The sequence below is a fragment of the Streptococcus sp. 27098_8_69 genome (assembly GCF_041432445.1).
GTDB lineage: Bacteria > Bacillota > Bacilli > Lactobacillales > Streptococcaceae > Streptococcus.
In genome coordinates this window covers 49108-70208 of record NZ_JAPVZO010000005.1, presented here as the reverse complement: position 1 = coordinate 70208, position 21101 = coordinate 49108, and the positions used below count along the sequence as shown (strand labels likewise).

The following is a 21101-nucleotide window of genomic DNA, read 5'->3' as shown; positions in this document are numbered from 1 at the left end:
TCCTTCTATTGTATCACGAAACAGTTCAGGCGACAAGAAAGGCAATTCAGGTTCATTTAAGTTTTTTTTAAAGATTTTCGGTATAATGAATTTTAGTAAAGGAGAGATATTATGTCTAATTATCGTAGAACATCAAAACCTAAAACGGAACACATCAAAAAAGGATTTACTGTTTTTCAAAAAACAATTGCTACTATCGGTAGTATTCTGGGGCTGATTACTGCAAGTATCACCATCATGAATGCTATGAATAATAATAACAACAATAACTCTAAAAAAGAAACTACGACAACCCAGACAACAGTCATAAAAGAGATTCAAAAGGAATCCCCTCAAGAGAACACTACTCCAAACAAGGACAATACTTCTACAAAAGAAAACACACAAGAAGAAACAACAACTCAATCTAGTAGCAGTGCAGAAAGTAAGAAAGAAGATACTAGCAGTAAACAAGAACAACCGACTGTTCCTTCTTCTAGCACTCAAACAACAGATACAAAAACGTCTACTACTAATGGAGCTTCCTAAAAGAACGATCTAACAGCCAGTGATTGAATCGCTGGTTTTTTTATTGCTGTCTCCAGCATTTATCAGCAAAAGTTGATCTTTCAACAAAAAATGATCAGCCTTTAAACCAATCATTTTTTGGATATATTTTATACTCAATGAAAATCAAAGAGCAAACTAGGAAGCTAGCCGCAGGTTGCTCAAAACACTGTTTTGAGGTTGTGGATAGAACTGACGAAGTCAGTAACAAATATACGGCAAGGCGACGCTGACGTGGTTTGAAGAGATTTTCGAAGAGTATTAGCTAAAAACTAAAAATAGATAATTTAGAATAGATACCAGTACCAGCACTCCATTATTTAGCAAATGAACAGCTATGGAATCAAGGATATTCCCTCTACGAGCATAGGCTAAGTAAAATATCACTCCCAGTAAAAAATAAGTTACAAACTCTATCGGATAAAACATATGCAGATAGCCAAAAATCGCAGAACTTATTAGCAATTTCAACCACTTTTGATCTTCTTTAAAAAAATAGTGGCTGAAGAATCCTCTAAATACTAATTCTTCCATGATTGGAGCAAATATACCAATTGCAAAATGAAAGGCAATGAAAAACAGAGGAAAAACACGAGTGACCTGCTCGCTTGTAGCCAGCAAGGTAGCATCGTTAGCGGATGTTGGATTTCCAGTAACCACTTGGATCAGGAGGGTACCTACAATCGCTACTAGTCGAGTAGCAACATAAAATAAAAGGGCTATTCCAAAATCCTTCCATGTAAACTTGAAAGCCTTCTGCTGATTCGGAATTTTCTTTTTATACTGTCGCCAAACAGCAACTAGCAAGAAAGTAGCCAGTACCAAATACCCAATACTAGTCGTCCACTTTAAGGACAGAGAACTAGAGTCTTCGAGAGCCAGCATTCTCATGGGAAATGTATTTACATTTATAATCAGTAAGATCATTCCTACAAATTTTAAAATATTCTTCAACTTTTGCAAACCACTACCTCTTCTTTCCTGAACTCCAGCATCTCCACTTACTAACGATGCTCACCTATGTTTTCTTTCTTCTTTATAGATTTCTACTCCCTTGATCAGGGACAATAAGATAAGGATAACCCCAATATCTAAATTGATCAAACTACCTCCATTAGCGAATAAATACAAACCCAAGCAGGCTTGCGCTAAGGGATAGGCATATTTATTAAATTTCATAGATACTCCCCAAAGCTTTCTACCAATAAATGAATGAATAGAATAACTTCTTAGTCTTGCTCACAAGAGAACATCAAATTTCAGATTTACTTTTTTCTACTAGCTAGCTCTAAAACCAATCTAATAATACTCTTCTGATTAACTTGTAAGATCAGCTCTATTCTTTTAGGGTTGAACCAGACCACCGATCTACTAAATCATGTTTAGGAACAATTATAGTTTAGCATTTATTTCTAGGAAAAGATTGCTCTTTCTTAAATTGTCATTAAAACATCCTAAATGGTAGAAATTGGCTTGCGACTTAACCCAATCTAATACTCTTCGAAAATCAAATTCAAACCGCGTCAACGTCGCCTTGCCGTACTCAAGTACAGCCTGCGGCTAGTTTCCTAGTTTGCTCTTTGATTTTCATTGAGTATAAGGACTTCGTCAGGAGTTAGGAATGTTTTATTCAAAGAACTTCAATGACCAGCAGCTTCCTCACTTTAAGAAAAAGCGAACAAGACCAGATTCTGTTTATCAGAAAACTAGTTTTGTCCGCTTTTTATAATCGAGATTAGTCTCTTGATCCAATCTCTATGCCTTAGATGCTTTTACATCATCTTATTCGTCGTCTTTTTTCTTTCCCATAGCAAACATACCAAGAAGTGCTCCTACAAGACCTACGGCTGCAAGGCCAGCATTTTCTTTAGTGCCTGTCTCTGGGAGTTTGTATGGATGACTTGCAGGTGCTTGATAAGTCTTATCTTGTGACATAGTAAGAGCTACAAGAGACTGCTCATCTTTGTATTCTGGAATCTCATGGACAGCTCCTTCTGCCCCATTGACACCACCTGTGAATTCTGGGCTTACTTCCTGAACAGCTGCTGCGTCACCATTCACTCCACCTGTAAACTCTGGAACTTCATGAATAGCGACTTCTGCTCCATTGACACTGCCTGTGAATTCTGGACTTACTTCCTGAACAGCTGCTTCGACACCATTCACTCCGCCAGTAAACTCTGGAACTTCATGAATAGCTGTTTCACCTGCTGTACCAATTGCTCCTGTGTATTCTGGAACTTCATGAACAGCTGCTTCGACTGCGTTAACGCCACCCTTGAATTCTGGGACTTCTACTACTGGTGCTGCTTCGTCACCTGCTGTACCAATAGCTTCAGTGTACTCTGGAACTTCATGAACAGCTGCTTCGACTGCGTTAACGCCACCCTTGAATTCTGGTACTTCTACTACTGGTGTTGCTTCTTCACCTGCTGTGCCAATAGCTTCAGTGTACTCTGGAACTTCATGAACAGCTGCTTCATTTTCTTCAATGTACTCTGGAACTTCATGAATAGCGGCTTCTGCTCCATTGACACTGCCTGTGAATTCTGGACTTACTTCCTGAACAGCTGCTTCGACACCATTCACTCCGCCAGTAAACTCTGGAACTTCTTGAACAGCTGCTTCGACTGCGTTAACGCCACCTGTGTATTCTGGGACTTCTACTACTGGTGCTACTTCATCGCCTGCTGTGCCAATAGCTTCAGTGTATTCTGGAACTTCTTGAACAGCTGCTTCGACTGCGTTAACGCCGCCTGTGAATTCTGGGACTTCTACTACTGGTGCTACTTCATCGCCTGCTGTGCCAATAGCTTCAGTGTATTCTGGAACTTCTTGAACAGCTGCTTCAACACCATTTACGCCACCAGTAAATTCTGGGACTTCTGCTACCGGTGCTGCCTCATCACCTGCTGTGCCAATAGCTTCAGTGTATTCTGGAACTTCTTGAACAGCTGCTTCAACACCATTTACGCCACCAGTAAATTCTGGGACTTCTACTACTGGTGCTGGCTCATCACCCTTACTTGTAGTTGGAGCTGGTTTCTCTGGTTCTTCTGGCAGTTCTTGGTGGAAGGTCGTCATTTCGTAGAACTCTGGTTTGCCACCTTCCCAAACAAGTTTGACATCCAATAATGGAGACTTATCTCTAACAGCAAATGTTTGGAAGCTTGAGGTAATCTCACCTAGTTCTGACCAAGCATCTGCTTTATCCTCTTTCAGAGTACGAGCAAGCACACGAGCTTTCACTCCTTGAGGAAGACTTGAAACAAGTCGGATATGGTTAGAATCTGTCGGTTCTGACAAGTGGTAGACAAGCTCACCTTGTTCTTTCTCAGCCTTGTAGCTTGTCAATACTTTGCCATCCACAAGGTTTGTGTATAGGTTTCCTTGGCTTTCACCGCTGTTTCCTTCAACAGTTGGGTCATTGATTGGTTTCACGAATTCACCATCATTGATCACCAACTCAGTGAAACCTACAAAACGAGCATCATAGTCTGCTGTAAATAGAACACGGAGATAGTTGGCTTTAACTGGGCTTGAAAGTTCACCCTCAATATAGCGATTTCCTGGCATCTTAGAATCATGTGTCCAGCCATCTGTCAAGGAGTCATCACGTGTTTCATTAGCAAGGCCGTCACCAACTGTCACAACATCCGTCCAAGTCTTGCCATCTTGACTGACTTGAATCTTACCATCACGGAGATAGTTTTGAGTGCCGTCTTGGATGTAAGCTCTAATCTTCTTAATATCACGTTCGCTACCAAGTTTCAAGGTAATATGACCGTCTTTACGAGCATAGTCTGAGAACTCTACAAAGTTATTGTAGACACCGTCAAACAACTGATCCAAGTTCTTGATCTTACGAACGTCATTTCGACCGTATGTTGGGTGGATTCCCATTGATGTAGAATCAAGTGTTGTTGGTTGAACTTCTTTTGTCTTAACAAGTAGAGATGTTGCTGTCACTGCTTGTTCTTGATCAGTCTTATTAACTAGACGAACATAACGTACCAAGGACTTATCTGTCACTTGATCAGCTGGATACCATTCTTGGGCATTTGGAGAGTATTCCAAGTTAAGGGATGGATTTTCTGTACCAAGTGCTTGAATGCTTTCAGCTTGGTGCAGACGATCAAGTTTCATACCCAAGTAGCTATTAGCTGGAAGCTTAGTTCCGCTTGGAATTTGCAGGTCATAACGACCTAGGCTGTCATAAACTGGAGTTGACTTCAAGCTTTCAACATTTGTATCAGTCAATTCGCTATTGCCTGCACGTGTTTCAACTGAGAAGTCAGCGATACGCCACCATAGGTTGATGTTCTTAGTATTGCGAACACGAACGTAGCGAGCTGAAATTGGAGTTTCGATTTCTTTTGTTTGTTCACCAGTCAAGCGATCCAACTCTTGCCATGAGCTACCATCTGCAGAATATTCAAGAACACCTTCTGCCAATTTATCTCCTGATCCTTGAACAAGACGAACTTTAGTCACAGGTTTCACTTCACCCAAGTCAAGTTGTACCCAACCATTGACTGGAGTTGTGTCTGTTCTATCAGCATTTGCAAGCATAGCTTCCGTATTATCACGTCCGTCTGTAATTTGACCCACTGTTGTGTTGTACTTGTACATAAGATTTGGACTGATAGTCAAAGTAGCTAACTGTTTAGCACGAGTAACTTCTACAGGGCGATTAACAGCAATTTCTCTGACAGCAAACCAAGTATTATCACGATCTGAAGTCGCAATCATGCGAACTGCTTTTGCATTGATAGTAAGATTTTCAAATTTAAGAAGAGGCTCATTACCAGTATAGCTTGGTTCTGAAAGTGTTACCCACTCATCATTTTCATTGAGATACTCAACCTTAGCACTATTAAAGGTATCACGAGGATTTGCTTGAGTTCCCATTGCAAAGGTCAAGTTTTGAACTGGAACAGCCTTGTTAAATTTCAAGCCAATGTAATCACCGGTCTTGATACTGTTTGGTGATTTGATTAATGCATGAGTTCCCAAATCTCCATCAGTTACCTCAGCAAGTCCACCTTCAACACCTGTACGGTTCGTGATAAAGGTACTAATCACTTGATCAGGATGCAAGGCTTTTTGAACTTCTGTTGCAAGAATTTCACGCAGTCCAAGCAAGAATGGACGGATATGTTGAACACCCAACTCCGCTTTTTCATCATGGTCTACATAATGGAAGGTATAAGTTTGAGACTGTTCATATAGTTTCAAGCCCTTGTAGTAGCTATCCCAAAGTTTTGCAGAATCATTGGTTTCGATAGCTTCTGTACCATCAAGAAGAGCACTCAAGGCATCCATTTGGTCAATGGTATTGTCCAACCAATAGTGGATTTGAGCACGCATCTTTTCATCACCAGATGCTTTATAAAGTTGTGCTGCAGCTTTTAGTTTAGCAAATTCTGCACGCAATTCTTGACGCTCTGCGCTGACATCTTGACCAGCTTTCAACTTAGACATGAAGGTTGCCAATTTCGGTGCAAGCTCAACAGACTCTTCCAACTTAACAACACGACCATCCATGTTTTGGTTAATCATGTGTTTACCAAGTTCACGGAAGGCAACTGATGCTTCGCTATCTGTAAACTTACCGTTTTCAACAAAGTTGAAGGCAATATCATTCACTTTCTTAGCTTCTTCTTCTGATTTCCATTGTTTCCATGCATATTGCGCTGCAGAGAAGAGGGCAATCTTAGAAGGCTCAGATTGTTGCATTGGGTTCAACATGATACCTGAAAGGAGACTAGGATCAACATTTGGATGAAGGAATTTCTCACCACCACCCAAGATTAAGTGTTGTTTAGAGTTATCTGTAACAGGCCAATTGACCCATAGAGAAACTGGACGATAGGTCTTACCACCTGCAGTCAGGTTGTTCTTAAGGTTAGAGAGGAAGCTTTCGGATACTTCACCCCAAATCTTACCACCAGTAAGGGTCATAGAAGTTGAAGTTGGAAGGTTTTCGTTGAGTGCTTTCAACTCATCTTCACGTCCATTACCCCAATACTGACCAGGGACAAAAATCATTTCCTTACGAAGGCCAACATAAGTTGCTTGTTTTTCAGTCAACCAGTCTGTCATGTCCTTCATCAAGCGGTTGTAGCTATTGTAGCCACCAACTGGACTTGGAGCATCATCAGCTAGAATACCGAACTCACGAACACCGACATCCATCAATTGAGTGAACTTAGCTTTAATGGTTTCCAAATCTTGTTGGTAATCAGCATCGTTGCCAAAACGGATACGGTTGTTCATGAATGGGTGGATGGTCCACACATAACGAGTCTTGTTTTGGTTTCCGACACGCGCCAATTCACGAATTTCAGCTAATTTTTCTTCTGGATAAAGTTCACGCCATTTCTTGTTGTGGTATGGATCATCTTTTGGTGCAAAGAAGTATTGAGTCAACTTCAAGTCACCACCATAGCGCATCAATTCAGCACGATCAGCATTGCTCCATGGATTTCCATAGTAACCCTCGATAAAGCCACGGTTCTTAATTTCAGCGAAGTCCTCAACTGTTACATTACGCAAGACTGGAGCTTCACTTTCATTCAGCATGTGTTTGAGAGTTGTCAAACCGTAGAAGACAGCATCTGTATCCTTACCGACGATAGAGATTGTATTGTTCTTGATTGACAAGGCATAGGCATCAATCTTATCAAAGAGTCCTTGAGATAGACTTGGCATTTCTTTTTCAGCTTGTGAATTTTGTCCATGAACGCCAAGGTAGATGTTGGTAGCACCTGCTACAGGTGTTTGACTGCTTGTGTATGAAATTTGATGATCTTGTAGAACACTCTTCAAGCGGTTACGAGTATAGATATCTAACTGATCGCCCATAACAAGATTTACTTGTTTATGGAGTTTCGTAACGCCTTCACCATAAGTTACTTTTTGTGGTGTTGGGAAGACCTTATACTCTTTCTTAAGATAATCTTGACTTTGTGCTGCTGCAGCAACTACGTCGTCACTAGCTGGTTTTGTAGCTACAAAGCTATCAGCAAGTTCAGTTGTACCATCGCCCATTTCCTCAACTTTAGGTTTTTCTGGAGTCACAGGTTTCTCTGGTGTCACAGGTTTCTCTGGACTAACTGGCTCTTCCACCTTGTTAGTAGAAACTGGTTTAAGAAGTTGAATTTCTGCAGCACTACCAAATCCTGCAGCACCAGCTAGAACTTTAAATTCTATCTTATCTGTTTCAATAGCCTCAAAGTTTACTGTTTTTTCTTTGGCATTATTTTCCCAAGTTCCTGAGGCAACTTTAACCATCTGACCATCTTTTTGAGCATAAACTTCATAAGATGTCACGACACCATTACCTCCACCTGGACGTGGAAGGTAGGTCAGACCATTTACTTTTTCTGCTGCTTTCAAGTTCATTGCAACTGTGAATGGGGCTTGATGTCCAGACCATTTTGAATGCCAGAAGGTATTTGGATCATTGTCAAAGGCTTTTTCGACTGGACCTTCTGCATTGGTTCCTGGCAATTCCTGACTTGTTGCAGAAACTGTAAAATGATCATTTGGAATCAAACGTGGATTTACGAATGGTTCATTTGACAACTCAGCACTATGCAAGATTCCTTTGAAGCCACCGATTGTTTCAAGAGGTAGAACCAAACTATTATGAGCAAAGCGAGGGTACGCTGGATTTGCGATACGCTCAACCTTTTCACCATCTACATAAACTTCTGTTACTTGAGGTTTGGTTACAACAGAAATTTGATAACGTTTGTTCTTTTCAAGTTTCTTGTTAAATTGAATATGGAATTGTTCAAATTTATAGGCAAGGTAGCCATCTTTGTCCGCAAGATAGAGTTGATTGTTGCCACTTGTTGAGAAGGTCTGTTCACCGTCACCAGTTACAGTAACATCCAATTTCAAGACATGACTTGGTCCAGCATCACCAACTAGGCCTTCGATAGTGCTATCTTTTTCGAAATTCAAACCTTCTTCAGTCTTCTGTACTTTCTTAGCAAGATAATCTTTGACAGTCTCAGGATTGATCTTGAACAAGTCTTCTTCAGCTACGGTCTTATCTGGGTTAGATTGTGGTGCATAGACACTTGCTGGTTGAACACGTTCTGCATAGGTCTTGGCTGCACGGTCTGAACCCCAAGTGCGTTCTGCAGTTGATTGCATACTCTTGAAGAAGCGTTTAAAGATATCGTAAGAAGTGAGTCCAGTTTCATGGAGGTCAATATTATCATTCCATACTGCATGACCACCACCAAGGATATTTGGATTAGAAGCTTCTAGACGTGGTCCTCCACCTGTTGAGAAGTCATTTGGTGTCCAACGATTGTATTGAGTTTCATAGTTGGCATAATCGCCATAACTACCTTGACTGTTACTTCCGCTTGGGACACTATAGGTTGGAATATCTGTGATATTGATAATCTTAGCGCCTTGAGCAATAGCATCAGCTGGACGTTGCCATCCGATACTCCAGATATCAACTTCTACATCTTTCCAATCAACTGGCGTTGTACCAGGTTTAGCACTAAGTGAACCCCAAATACGTGGTGTATAGCCTTTGCCTTTGATGTACTGAATCATATCATTGACATAGCGACGATAGCTTTCGCGACTACCGTAGTACTCATCTGTACCGATATGAACTGTTGAAACACCATGAAGTGGTGCATTTTCACCATCTAGCAATTTATCATAAACTGATTTGACGAAAGCAAGTGTTTCTTCGTACTTGTTGTCCAAGTCCAACATAGCCACACGTTCTACATTGTGTTTACCTCTATAGTCACTAAGACTGCCTTTATACATAAGATCAGGTCTAACCTTAACAAATGAAAGAGCGTGACCTGGTGTGTCAATTTCAGGAACAAGGTTGATATGCAAAGCTTTTGCTAACTTGATAATTTCTTGCATTTCTTCCTTAGTGTAATGCTCGTCAGATGTTAATTTTTCACCATTTTCACCAACAACATCAGTCTCTACACGGAAGCCTGTCTTGGCATTTTTAAGAACATAATCCAGTTCTTCATCTTGAGAAAGATTCTTACCAGCCAAGTGGTCTTTTAGGAAGATATAGTTGTCATTCAAATGCAACTGAAGATCGTTCATCTTGTAGTAGGCCATGTTGAGCATGATGTCTACAAGCGTATCATAAGGAATAAACTTACGACCTGTATCTAGCATAAAGCCACGGTGACTGAAACTTGGGAAGTCACGGATTTCTCCGTTTTGCAAATCATTTTCTCCCATCTGAAGGAGAGTACGAGTTGCGTAAAAGGCTCCTGCGTTGGTCGCTGCTTCTACAGTGATAACTCCATCTTTAATGGTGATACCATAGCCTTCTTTGCCATAGCCTTTATCTACAACTTTCTTAAATTCGATCCGTTTTTGAGCTGTTTGATCACCTGTAGCGATTTCTAGCCCACGACTTTCAAGGTCAGTCTGATAGAATTTAGCTTCTTGACCAAATCCAGAATCGCCAACTGAAATCACGGTATCAGCTGTAATAGAAGTTTTGCCTTCAGTTCCATACCATTGTTGAACTGCTGGTGCAACTGCTGGCTTAGTACCAACGCCTTCGTCTGCATGTAATCCTTTAATAAGGACTTCAAATTCTTTTGTGAAGGTATGAGTATCCTTGACTTGTTGGACCATTACCTTGACAGTTTGATCTGTTAAAGGTTTGTAGATCTTGTTATTAAGATCAACAACTCCCTGTTTGTTGCTACCAATTAAGCTTACTTCACCTGGTAATTTAGGTAAAACAAGTGATTTCCCATCTTCAGCAACAGCTAATTCTGTAACTTGGCGAATATCTGTTGGTTTGCTAGCGTCTGGAATGTTTGAGTAGGCACGAATTTCTTGAATCCCAACATTTTTCCAATTCATTGTACCAGCTTGATAGTCTGTAATTTCAAGTTTGAGGTATTTAGCTTGGATAGCTTCTTTCAAGTCAATTTTTTCATCAAGAAGAGGATTCCCTGTTCTTTGATAAGCCAACTTCCATTCTTTGTTACCTGAACCATTTACATCATCTTGACCAGCATAGTAGAGATTCCAAGATTTGATATTTGGATCGTTTTGTTGACCACGAAGACGGCGATCCCAATCAATCTCCACATGCTTAATCACTGTTGTCTTCTCAAGTGTAAATTCGATTGTTGGTTTCTCAACGTTTTGGTCAGTTGCCCAACGAGTATCAGGTTTTCCGTCGATTGCCTTTTCTGCTGTAAATGGTGTGTTGGCTTCATGGTTTGAAGCTGTTGCAGTAGCCTTTTCTAGATGATTGACATCTGGTGTATCTACTACATCTTTAGTCGCAGGACTTGCAGCTGGTTTCGCCTCAGAAGCTGCTTCCTCTTTAGGATTTGTAGCTGGTTTTGAAGCCACTTCTTCCTTAGGAGCAGGAGTTTCAGTTGGTTTTGGAGTAGTTGTTTCAGCTGCAGTTGCTCCAGTTTCTGACGCTGCAGGTTGTTCATCTACAGTTCCAGCACTCGCTTCTGCTTTTTCAATAGCTGCTGCTATATCTGCTGGCAGTTTATCCAGAGGCTGAGCCTGTGTTACCGTACCTTCTGTCTCTGCAGGTCCTTCTGTTTCAGCAGCCTGAACCGCACTAGCTCCAAAGATACTGGCACCAATCATAACAGAAGCTGCACCAATTGTAAATTTACGTATACTGTAATGACACCGTTTCTCAAAAAAATGTTTTCCCATTTTTTCCTATTTCCTTTCATACGCTCACAAGTGGTAAGCGTTCTCATTCCCCTTTAGAAAAAGAGAGGACCTAGAGGGTCCTCTCTGGGTTTTCTTTTTCTCCACGACAATTATTGTGGAGTCTAAGCTCTCTTTTATTGAAAACTTTTTTGTATTTTAATCTTCTTTTCTTTTGACAGCTAAGAGTGCTGCTGAAACTGCCATGCTGACACTAGCGATGAAGAGAGCTGTTTCAGAATTATGTTCACCCGTATTTGGAAGAACATTTGAATGTGACTCTTTAGATGTATCTTTATTCTCTACTAAATCTTCTCGATACTCTGGTTTTTCCACTACAGGGGCAGGTTGGTTACCTACTGTACCAATTTGGCCTTTGTATTCTGGAATTTCATGGATTGCGCCATCACTTCCATTCACACCGCCGGTAAACTCTGTTACTTCATGAATTGCGGATTCGGCACCATTTACACCACCTGTGAATTCTGGTGCTTGACTCACAGCTGCTTCTGCTGCGTTAACTCCACCCTTGAATTCTGGAACTTCGTTTACAGCTACTTCTTCTCCTGCCGTTCCAACTAGTCCTGTATACTCTGGAAGTTCTACAACTGGTGCTGGCTCATCGCCTGCTGTACCTAGAACTCCAGTGTATTCTGGAACCTCTACAACTGGGGCTGGTTCATCGCCTGCTGTACCTAGAACTCCAGTGTATTCCGGAACCTCTACAACTGGCGCTGGTTCATCGCTTGCTGTGCCAAAAACTTCAGTGTATTCTGGAACCTCTACAACTGGGGCTGGCTCATCACCTGCTGTACCTAGAACCCCTGTGTATTCTGGAAGCTCTACAACCGGTGCTGGTTCATCACCTGCTGTGCCAAGAACTCCTGTGTATTCTGGAACCTCTACAACCGGTGCTGGTTCATCGCCTGTTGTGCCAACTACTCCTGTATACTCTGGAAGTTCTACAACTGGGGCTGATTCATCGCCTGCTGTGCCAAGAACGCCAGTGTATTCTGGAACCTCTACAACTGGGGCTGATTCATCGCCTGCTGTACCGATTGATTCTGTGTACTCTGGAACTTCATGGATTGCGGCTTCAACACCATTTACACCACCTGTGAATTCTGGAAGGTCAACAACTGGGGCTGATTCATCTCCCTTGCTTGAAGTTGGAGTTTCAGGTTTAGGTTCTGGATCTGGAGTTGGAGTAGGTGTTTGGTCTTTCAATTGGTCGAGATAATCTGCAAAGTATTCAAGCATTCTATTTGTCAAAAGATGATTATCTGTTGCAAATTTCATGCTGGCAACAACACTTGCTACTTCCTCTTGATTACTCTTATCAGTCAATTTTTGAGCTTTAGCCAAGGCTGCTTCATAGGCTGTAGTATCAAGACCAGTTTCAGCAATCTGTGGACGAGCGAAGATCAATTCCGCAGCTGATTGATATTGGTTTTCAGTATCACCGTAGGTTCTCGTTCCAGTTAGAACAATCTTTTTAGCCTTGATAGTCTTACCAAAGTCAATATCTTTTGGTTTATTATTGTTAGCCCAATTGGTTGCATTGAAGGTATGTTCCTTACCTGTTTCATCCGTTACTACAAGAGTCACATCTCTCAAGTTACCATTTGAACCTGAACCACGTGGAACGTAACGGAAGCCTGTGATTTCAGTTGGTTCCTTCAATACCATGGTTGCTGGTTTGCCAACATCTCCTCCGCTCCATGATGTATGCCATAGACTTGACACGTTGCCATCAAAGGCATTTTCAAGACCTTCTTTAGCCTGAGCAGGAGCTGTAAGACTTGCAAAGTCATCTGCTACAAGAGCTGTTTTCTTCATCACTAAAGCGTCTTTAAGAGCATTGACCTTAGCAATTTCAGACTTAGCTTCTTCTACACTGATATCATCGTCTGCTTGACTGAGGTTGAAGACTGCTTCTTTCAAAGCATCCATTGTTTCTTTGGTATAGTTGGTCATAGCAACAGTTGGAAGATAGTTCTTGACAGCATTTTCTGTCATCATCTTACCAGTCAAGACAATTTCTTCGATTTGAAGTCTATCCATAATGAAGTCATTGTAGCCACGGAAGTTAGCATTACCACCTGAGTCTCCGCGAGTGTTGCTTGCATTGCCTGTAGAGTAGATACCTACCCAGGTATCGCCAGTTTCTGCACCTGTTACGAGGAAGGTTGCACGTTTCGCTTTCTTAGAATCTGTCCAAGTATTTGCCAATTCATGCATTTCCAAATTACTTGCTTGTCCAGATTGGAATTCTCCCTTACCGACTACAAAGGCGTAAGTATTGTCAGATCCAGCTTCATAGTCAAATGTAATACGGTAGGTCTTGCCTGCTTCAAAGCGGAAGTTTTGCGGAATTGTTTGGTAAACCAAGTTACGACGACTTACGAGACCATTTGTCTTGAGTGACCAATTTCCTTCGATAACGTCATCAACTTTCTTGCCATTCCAATCACGTTGTGTGTATGGTCCATGTTTTTCAGACAAGTGAGTACGGTTATCTTCAACACCCTCGATACCACCGATAACAAATGGGAAGATACCTTGACCAACATTTTCAAAGTCTTGTTTGAAGACGCCTGTTGCAGTATCGTGACCGTCACCGTACATATTTGATTCATTTTCAAAGGTACGAATTTCATCGAAGTAAGTTGCTTCATCGCCTGCTTCACGACTCAAGGTCAAGGTTACGTTTGATACATCTGAACCTGTTGTGAAGAAAGCATACATGTTTTGGAAGTAACTTGTGTTATCAACTGTTGCATTGCTTCGACGAGTATTGTGAGCATAGGCTTTTACATAGTTAAGTGCTAGTGACTTGTTGGTGTAGTTGGTTACTTCTTTTTCACCAGTATTAACAGTAATACTTGCTTTAGCATCACTACGGTTGTCGACACCGACATACACTGCGTATTTAGTATTTGGTTTCAAGCCAGTCAATTTTTGAGTGAGACTAACTTTTTCTTTATTGCCTTGAATGCGGAGCATTTGGTTGGCACCTTGAGACTTCACGATTTCAGCCTTAGATGCATCACCTGTAATCTTCCAATGGTCCAAAGATTCACTGTTAAATCCTTGGTCATAGATGTGCATTCCTTCACTCCATGACATTTCAGGATTAGTTTGTTTAGAACGATAGAGAACATATGGCTGATTTGCAGTGAGATCAAGGGTAATCTTACCGTCTTTCACGGCAACTTCTTTTTCCTCAGTCTTACCTTGGTCAGTTAGTTTATAAAGGTAAACCTTACCATTTGCCCAGTCGCTAGGAAGTGTCCAAGTTGTTGCACCTGCTTCAGTATTGAAGTAGTACATTTTTTCCTTGTCACTCTCAAGCTTGTTACCATTTGCATCCCAGTTCCAAGGTGTCAAATAGGCTGAACCATCTTGGATAACACGTCCGTTGAGCGTTACTGTACGTTCACGGTATTGTGGACTGTTGACATCATTGGATTTACGAGTCACCACAACCTTGTTATTTGCAGCATCGACCAACTCGACTTTCATTTCTGGAGTCCATTTATAGGTACTACCATTGTCAGTCATGGTTACTGGTTTGCCATCTTCCCATTTGCTGACTGTGAAGTGTTGGAAGTACTTAGTCATAACGTCATGAGCAAACAAGTTTGTTACATAACCGTTATAATCACTACGTCCTTGCCATCCTTCGAAGTCCTTCATGCTATAACCGCCTAGAAGTGGGTAGTCAGCTGCACCACCATAACTCCTGTAGTCCCCAACCCAAGAATCTTTTTGGTGGTTACGGATAAAGCGAGTAATGGCACTGTTAATACCTTTATTTGTATAGCCACCGTAGGTCAAGTCAGCTGCCCAGTGTTGGAAGGTAGAATCATATTCACCACCATGGCCCCACTCAATAGCAAATCGCCAACCTTGTTTGTTAATTTCTTTAGCAATAACGTGAGTTGCCCAGGCACCGTTGTCACCTGATTGACCGTTACCCCAAACGTCGACGTAGATGAAGTCTAGACCTTCACCCAACTCTTTCTTCAACTCTTCCCAACGAGCTAGACGCCCATGAGCGAGGTCATAACCAGCATCAATATTGATACCTTGGTCAAGCCAGTTCCAACCATAGCTGTAGCTACCATCCGCATTTTTACGTAGAATATCTTCATTAAAGTATTTAGACTCCGGATAGGTTTCTGAAGCATTAACGTGGATACCGAGGTGGGCACCATATTTCTTAGCTTTCTCAATAAGAGTCTTAAAATCTTCAACACCACCGATACGTTTACCGATGTCCGCATAGTTCAAGTGTCCAGAGTCATGTCCTTCACTTCCGTATCCCTTAAGCAGTACACCTTGGCCAAGACCATCGGTATGGAGGTTGATCTTCTTGATACCATCCAAGGTCATGAGGAATGGGTTTTGAGCTTGTGAACCAAAGTTCATAGCGATACGGTAAGCAGTAATGTCTTTAACTTTTTCCCAACCTTGAGGGTTGTTCATGATTCTACGGTAAGCAATCGCACCATCTTGCCAGTCAACCTTATGGTCAGCATTGGCATCTTCAGTGATGACAACTTTTGCACTTGGAAGTTCTTGAGTGTATGCTGGGAAGACAACTCCATTGTGGGCTTTTTCCCATTGCCATTCAGAGCTATGAATTTCCACATAGTTAGCATTGCCAATGGTATTCTTATAAGCTGTCAAACGTGTCCAGTCATAAGAACCACCACCATAGCTATTTTGTGAGTTGCTCCATACACCAGCAGCAAGTTTATCTGTTGAAACAAATCCGTACATATAGCCTTTGGCTAATTCTTTCATTGGATTTGTTACTTCGATATGGTCATCACCACTGACGTGAGTATTGTTTGACATGGTTGCCCCATCAAACTTAGCTCCTGCTTGATCGCTTGAAACAGATACCAAGGCATCTCCTAGGAAGCTGATTGACGAAAGTAATTTACGTTCGTCATCTATCTTTTGTCCTGGTGTAACTTGGTTATGGTTGACAATCTTAGTCACATCAAAGTGAAGTTGGTTGTCCACCACTTGCAAACGAACTGTCATATCTGCATTGATGAGATTTTCCTCATCACGGAGTTTCATTTCATACTCGGCAGTTGTTGCGTTGACCTTCTTATAGGTCACTTCAGGAGTCACAGCGTGCTTGTTAATCACAACTTGATTAATCGGTTGCACTTGACCTGGAAGCTTGTTGCCATTGAGGACGTACTCTTTAATACGTGGGAAGGCTTGGTCGATGACTGCTTTCAATACTGTAGATTCGATAGTGTCATACTTGACATTGCTGTCATCTACTGTGTCGCCCTTTTCTTTTTCAGCAGCCTCTTGGTCGTTTTTCACGCCTTCTTGGTCATCTGTTTTAACATTTACAATGGTTCTCTCACTGCTATAGCTTCCAGCTTTAAGAACGATTTTCTTCTCATCTTTGAGTTTGTCATTTACTGCAGATGGCAAGGTAAGGGTATCAAAAAGTTTGACATCATTGTTAGTTGCATTGAGCTGTCCATCTGATTTAAGACTGATGGTCAAGTGGTTGGTTGAGCCATTAACAGGAGCTGCAACACGATTGCCTTGGTACCAAAGTCCACTTCCATTTGACTTGTATTCCCAGAACCATCCACCTTGGTCGTAACCTACAAAAACGTTGTTATCAGTATCTTTGAATTTCATGAAGACACCAAAGCGAGATTTACCTGTTTCAGATTCTTCTTTAAATGTCAAATCAACTGTGGCATTTCCATTAGCATCGACTGTCAAACCATCTTTTTCAAACAAGGCTGGTTTCTTACCATTGTCATTTTGAGCAGTTGAAGCTAGTTGATTGTAACGAACTCCATTTTCTTCACGGATTGTTACTGTTCCCTGTTGGTCTTTATTTTCAACTGTTTTCCATTCTGGAGTAACTTCTTTTGATTCAGCTGGTTTATTCTCAGCTGGTTTATTCTCAGCTGGCTTGTTTTCTGCTGGCTTGTTTTCTGCTGGTTTATTTTCTGCTGGTGTTTCTTCTTTTGGCTTATCTTCCTTAGGTTTATCCTCTTTTGGTTTTTCTTCCTTGTCCTCAACTTGTTTATCGAGAGCATCTAGACCAGCTGGTTTCGTTGTTTCAATACCCTTGATGTAGTTTTGAATCCACTCTAGCTGAGCAGGTGAGAAGAGAATACCACCACTACGTTTACCAGATACACCATTTTGGTGAATACCAATCAGTTTCCCATTTTCATCGAAAATGCCGCCACCACTGGCACCTGGTTCACTTCCTTGATAGCTAATTCCACGAACACCTTCTCCGTGATTGTTAATATCCTCAACAGTTGTATTCAAAATCGGATCAAGTTCGCCTTTTGGATAGCCAAATACATGGACCTTATCTCCTACCTTAGTTGTTGCAGGCTTGTCAGTCACTTCTACAGGTGCATTTGCAAGAGGTGTACGAAGCTTAACGATTGCCAAGTCATTTTTATATCCTTTGAGGAATCCTTCACGATCCCAGTGTTTTACATCATTTTTACTGAATTTGACGTCTGGAGCGCCTTGGTAAGAAATTGTATAAACATCGTCATCACTTTCAACATTATCAGCTACCTTACGATTATTACCATCTGGAACATCTTTGATAAAGTTATGAGAAACAGACAAAACGAGATTTTCCCCGATAACGATACCACTACCGAGCCCAGCAGAGCTTTTAATTTCGACAGTCGCACCGTAGTTTAATTCTCCATTTTTTGTTTTAGCTACTTCTTCTGGGACTAAGCTTTTATCTTCTTTTTCTAGTTCTTCTTTTGAGGCAGTGCGGCCATTTTCTTCAGCCTTATCAAGTTTTCCACGTAGTTCTTCAGGAAGAGTATCTGAAGCTGCTGAGCTTGTTGCAGTTGCAGTTTCTTTTGCCAGCAATTCTTCTTCAGTCTTTGGTCCTTCAGTTACTTCAGGAGAACCTTGGTCTTCACCAGGTTTTGGTGCTTCAAAGTCATGCCCATCATCCTCTTTAGCATTTGCAAGAGCTGCCGCCAAATCAGCTGGCATATTCGCTGTTGAACCTGATTGTGCAGAATCTGCGAGGACAGTGCTAGTTCCAAAGAAAGCTGCACCAATCATGACAGAAGCAACCCCTAATGAAAATTTCCGAATACTATATTTGCAACGTTTTTCAAATAATCCTTTATCCATCGATTTTTTTGTTCCTTTCAGTTTACCAAGTAAGCGTTTGCATTTTGTTTTAAAAAAATATCCTCCTCAATTTTTAAACACTTCTAGATAAACATATAATTTTTTCTATACTAACTTAATATATCAAAAACAGTTTAAAAAATCAATACTTTAATAGGTAAAGCTAGTAAAAGTAAAATCCATTTATTGGGCAATTCTGAAACGATTTTCAGATGGCTTTATTTCTAAAGAAATCGCTATAAAAAAGGAAACTTCATCGAAAAGTTAGACCAATTTTGACTAACTTTTTAATAAAGTTTCCATGCATTTTTATACTATTTTTACGTTTTTTATTGTTGTAAAACCTTTCGCGGCTTCGTTCCTTCTGCAGGTCCGATAACTCCAGCCATCTCTAATTCTTCCATCAAGCGAGTTGCTCGGTTAAAACCAACTGATAATCTACGTTGAATCATGGATGCGCTCGCTTTTTGAGTTTCAATGACCAGAGCCTTAGCTTCTTCAAATAGCGGATCTCCACCTTCATCTCCTGAGACAGACTCACCTTCTGTCTCAGAAACCTCTCCAGGATCAAAGCTTTCATCATAGTCAGCATCTGCTTGAGCCTTTATAAAGCTAACAATACGCTCAACATCATCATCCGAGATAAAGGAACCTTGCAGACGAACAGGATGGTTTTCATCGATTGGCTTAAAGAGCATGTCCCCTCGACCAAGCAATTTCTCAGCACCATTTTCATCTAAGATAGTTCGAGAATCCGTTCCAGAAGATACAGCAAAAGCTACACGAGACGGCACATTGGCCTTAATCAGACCAGAGATAACATCCACTGAAGGACGCTGCGTCGCAAGAATCATATGAATACCAGCTGCACGCGCCTTCTGTCCAAGACGGATAATAGCATCTTCTACTTCCTTGCTGGCTACCATCATGAGGTCAGCTAACTCATCGACAATCACGACAATCAAAGGAAGAGGTACTTGTTTATACTCAGATTGAGCGTTGAATTCCTCCACCTTAGCATTGAAACCAGCAATATTACGAACGCCAATTTTGGCAAAGAGTTCATAGCGATTTTCCATCTCATCCACGACTTTTTGAAGGGCCTTGCTGGCCTTACGAGGATTCGTCACAACTGGAATCAAGAGGTGAGGAATATCATTATAGACTGACAACTCAACCATCTTCGGATCCACCATCATAAACTTGACTTGGTCTGGACGCGCCTTCATGAGAATACTTGCAATGATACCATTGACTGCAACAGATTTACCAGAACCTGTCGAACCAGCCACTAGCAAGTGAGGCATTTTAGCAAGGTCGAAACTACGAGCTGTACCATTGACAGCTTTCCCAAGGGGAATTTCTAGCAGATTTTCAGGTTTAGTTTGCGATTGTTCCCAGAGCTCTCGGAAGGAGACTGTCGCAATCTCTGAGTTAGGCACTTCAATCCCGACTAAGGATTTCCCTGGAATTGGAGCTTCGATACGGACATCTTTCGCAGCCAAGGCCAGAGCCAAGTCATCTGCTAGATTGGAAATGCGATTGACCCGCACACCAACGGCTGGCTTGACTTCGTACTTGGTAACGGATGGACCAATCTCAGCACGTTCAACCGTTACCTTAATACCGAAACTTGCAAAGGTTTCTTCCAAAATCTTGATATTTTCGCGAACGATTTTCTTTTCCTTGGACTGGTCTTTTGGCTTATCGGGTGCAAAGAGTTGCAAGCTTGGAAGTTTGTACTCTAAAGCTTTTTTTGCAGAAAAATCGACCTCAACATCCTCATCCTCTAAGAACTCATCCTCTTCTGGAATGTCAACTTCGCTAGGAACTTCATAGTCTGCTTGAGGGAGAATAATTTCAGGTTCTACCCATTCTTCCTCTGGAAGAGGTGGTAAATCATCAAAGTGAACAGGGGGAGCTTCTAAAATCTCGCCAGTTTCCATATCAACAGGAGGTATGTCCAACAAGGCTTGCTCTGCCTGTTCTTTCTCAAGTCTTTCCTGTTCCTCTGCTTCCTTACGAGCTTTTTCTTCTTCTCGTTTGATAAAACGTTCCTGTTTCTTCTGCTCACGTCGCTCCATCCAAAGTGCAAAACGTGCTCCAAGAAAATCAGCGACATCATAGGCAGACCAGGGACTAACTAGAAGAGCACCGATCAAGATTAAGAGGGCTCCGATAAAGTAAGTACCGATATTTGAAAAGAGAAAGGCGACTGGAATATAAAGGGCAACACCTAGAAGTCCTCCTCCAGCAAAGCTAGTCACACGAAAGCCTGTCAAATCTGTCAAAACTTGGGCTAAAGTCCCCTTAAAGACAGACTGCTCTAAGCCATATTTCCGTACAAGATAAGCTTCAAAAATCAACAATAAGCCTGAAAAAATGCAAAGAAAACCTGAGATTAGACCTTCTTGCTTCCGAATCCATTTGAAGAAAAAAAGATAGACTAGGACGACAAAGATGACCAGATAGGCCAGACTTCCTACTAGTAATCGAATAAGGTTATAAAGCGTGAGTCCCACTGCTCCTAATCTAAGAGCAGCGAACATTAAGCAAAAAGCTATGGCTAAGGAAATTAACATCCTTTGGATAGCTTGCTTTCTTTCTAATTCAGCTTTTGACGGTCTCCGTCTTGTTTTACTTGTATTTTTGTTTGCCAT

The 21101-nt window shown here is 41.4% G+C and carries 6 protein-coding genes; 1 reads left to right on the top strand and 5 read right to left on the bottom strand.

The window, feature by feature from the left end; genetic code table 11:
* Positions 1 to 111: 111 nt before the first annotated feature.
* Positions 112 to 528: a DUF6556 family protein gene (locus O3658_RS03055; RefSeq protein WP_045763795.1), complete on the top strand. Its 417-nt coding sequence runs from the start codon at positions 112 to 114 to the stop codon at positions 526 to 528.
* 279 nt (positions 529 to 807) lie between these two features.
* Here O3658_RS03055 and O3658_RS03050 read toward each other — a convergent pair whose 3' ends face one another.
* The 5 genes from O3658_RS03050 to O3658_RS03030 all read right to left on the bottom strand — a co-directional run bounded on the left by O3658_RS03050 (position 808) and on the right by O3658_RS03030 (position 21101).
* Positions 808 to 1509 (bottom strand): lysostaphin resistance A-like protein, encoded by a 702-nt coding sequence (locus O3658_RS03050; protein ID WP_371559248.1) that lies wholly within the window; start codon positions 1507 to 1509, stop codon positions 808 to 810.
* A 51-nt stretch (positions 1510 to 1560) separates the two neighbouring features.
* On the bottom strand, positions 1561 to 1725 hold the full coding sequence (locus tag O3658_RS03045; protein ID WP_371559247.1) for a hypothetical protein: 165 nt from the start codon (positions 1723 to 1725) through the stop codon (positions 1561 to 1563).
* Between the two features lie 603 nt (positions 1726 to 2328).
* Complete coding sequence (locus O3658_RS03040; protein ID WP_371559245.1) at positions 2329 to 11262, bottom strand: SIALI-17 repeat-containing surface protein; 8934 nt, start codon at positions 11260 to 11262, stop codon at positions 2329 to 2331.
* Between the two features lie 156 nt (positions 11263 to 11418).
* Positions 11419 to 18441 carry a SpGH101 family endo-alpha-N-acetylgalactosaminidase gene (locus tag O3658_RS03035; protein WP_371559244.1) on the bottom strand — a complete coding sequence of 2341 codons (7023 nt, stop codon included), beginning with the start codon at positions 18439 to 18441 and terminating at the stop codon, positions 11419 to 11421.
* Positions 18442 to 18770: 329 nt separating this feature from the next.
* Positions 18771 to 21101, bottom strand: a complete 2331-nt coding sequence (locus tag O3658_RS03030) for a DNA translocase FtsK (protein WP_371559243.1) — start codon at positions 21099 to 21101, stop codon at positions 18771 to 18773.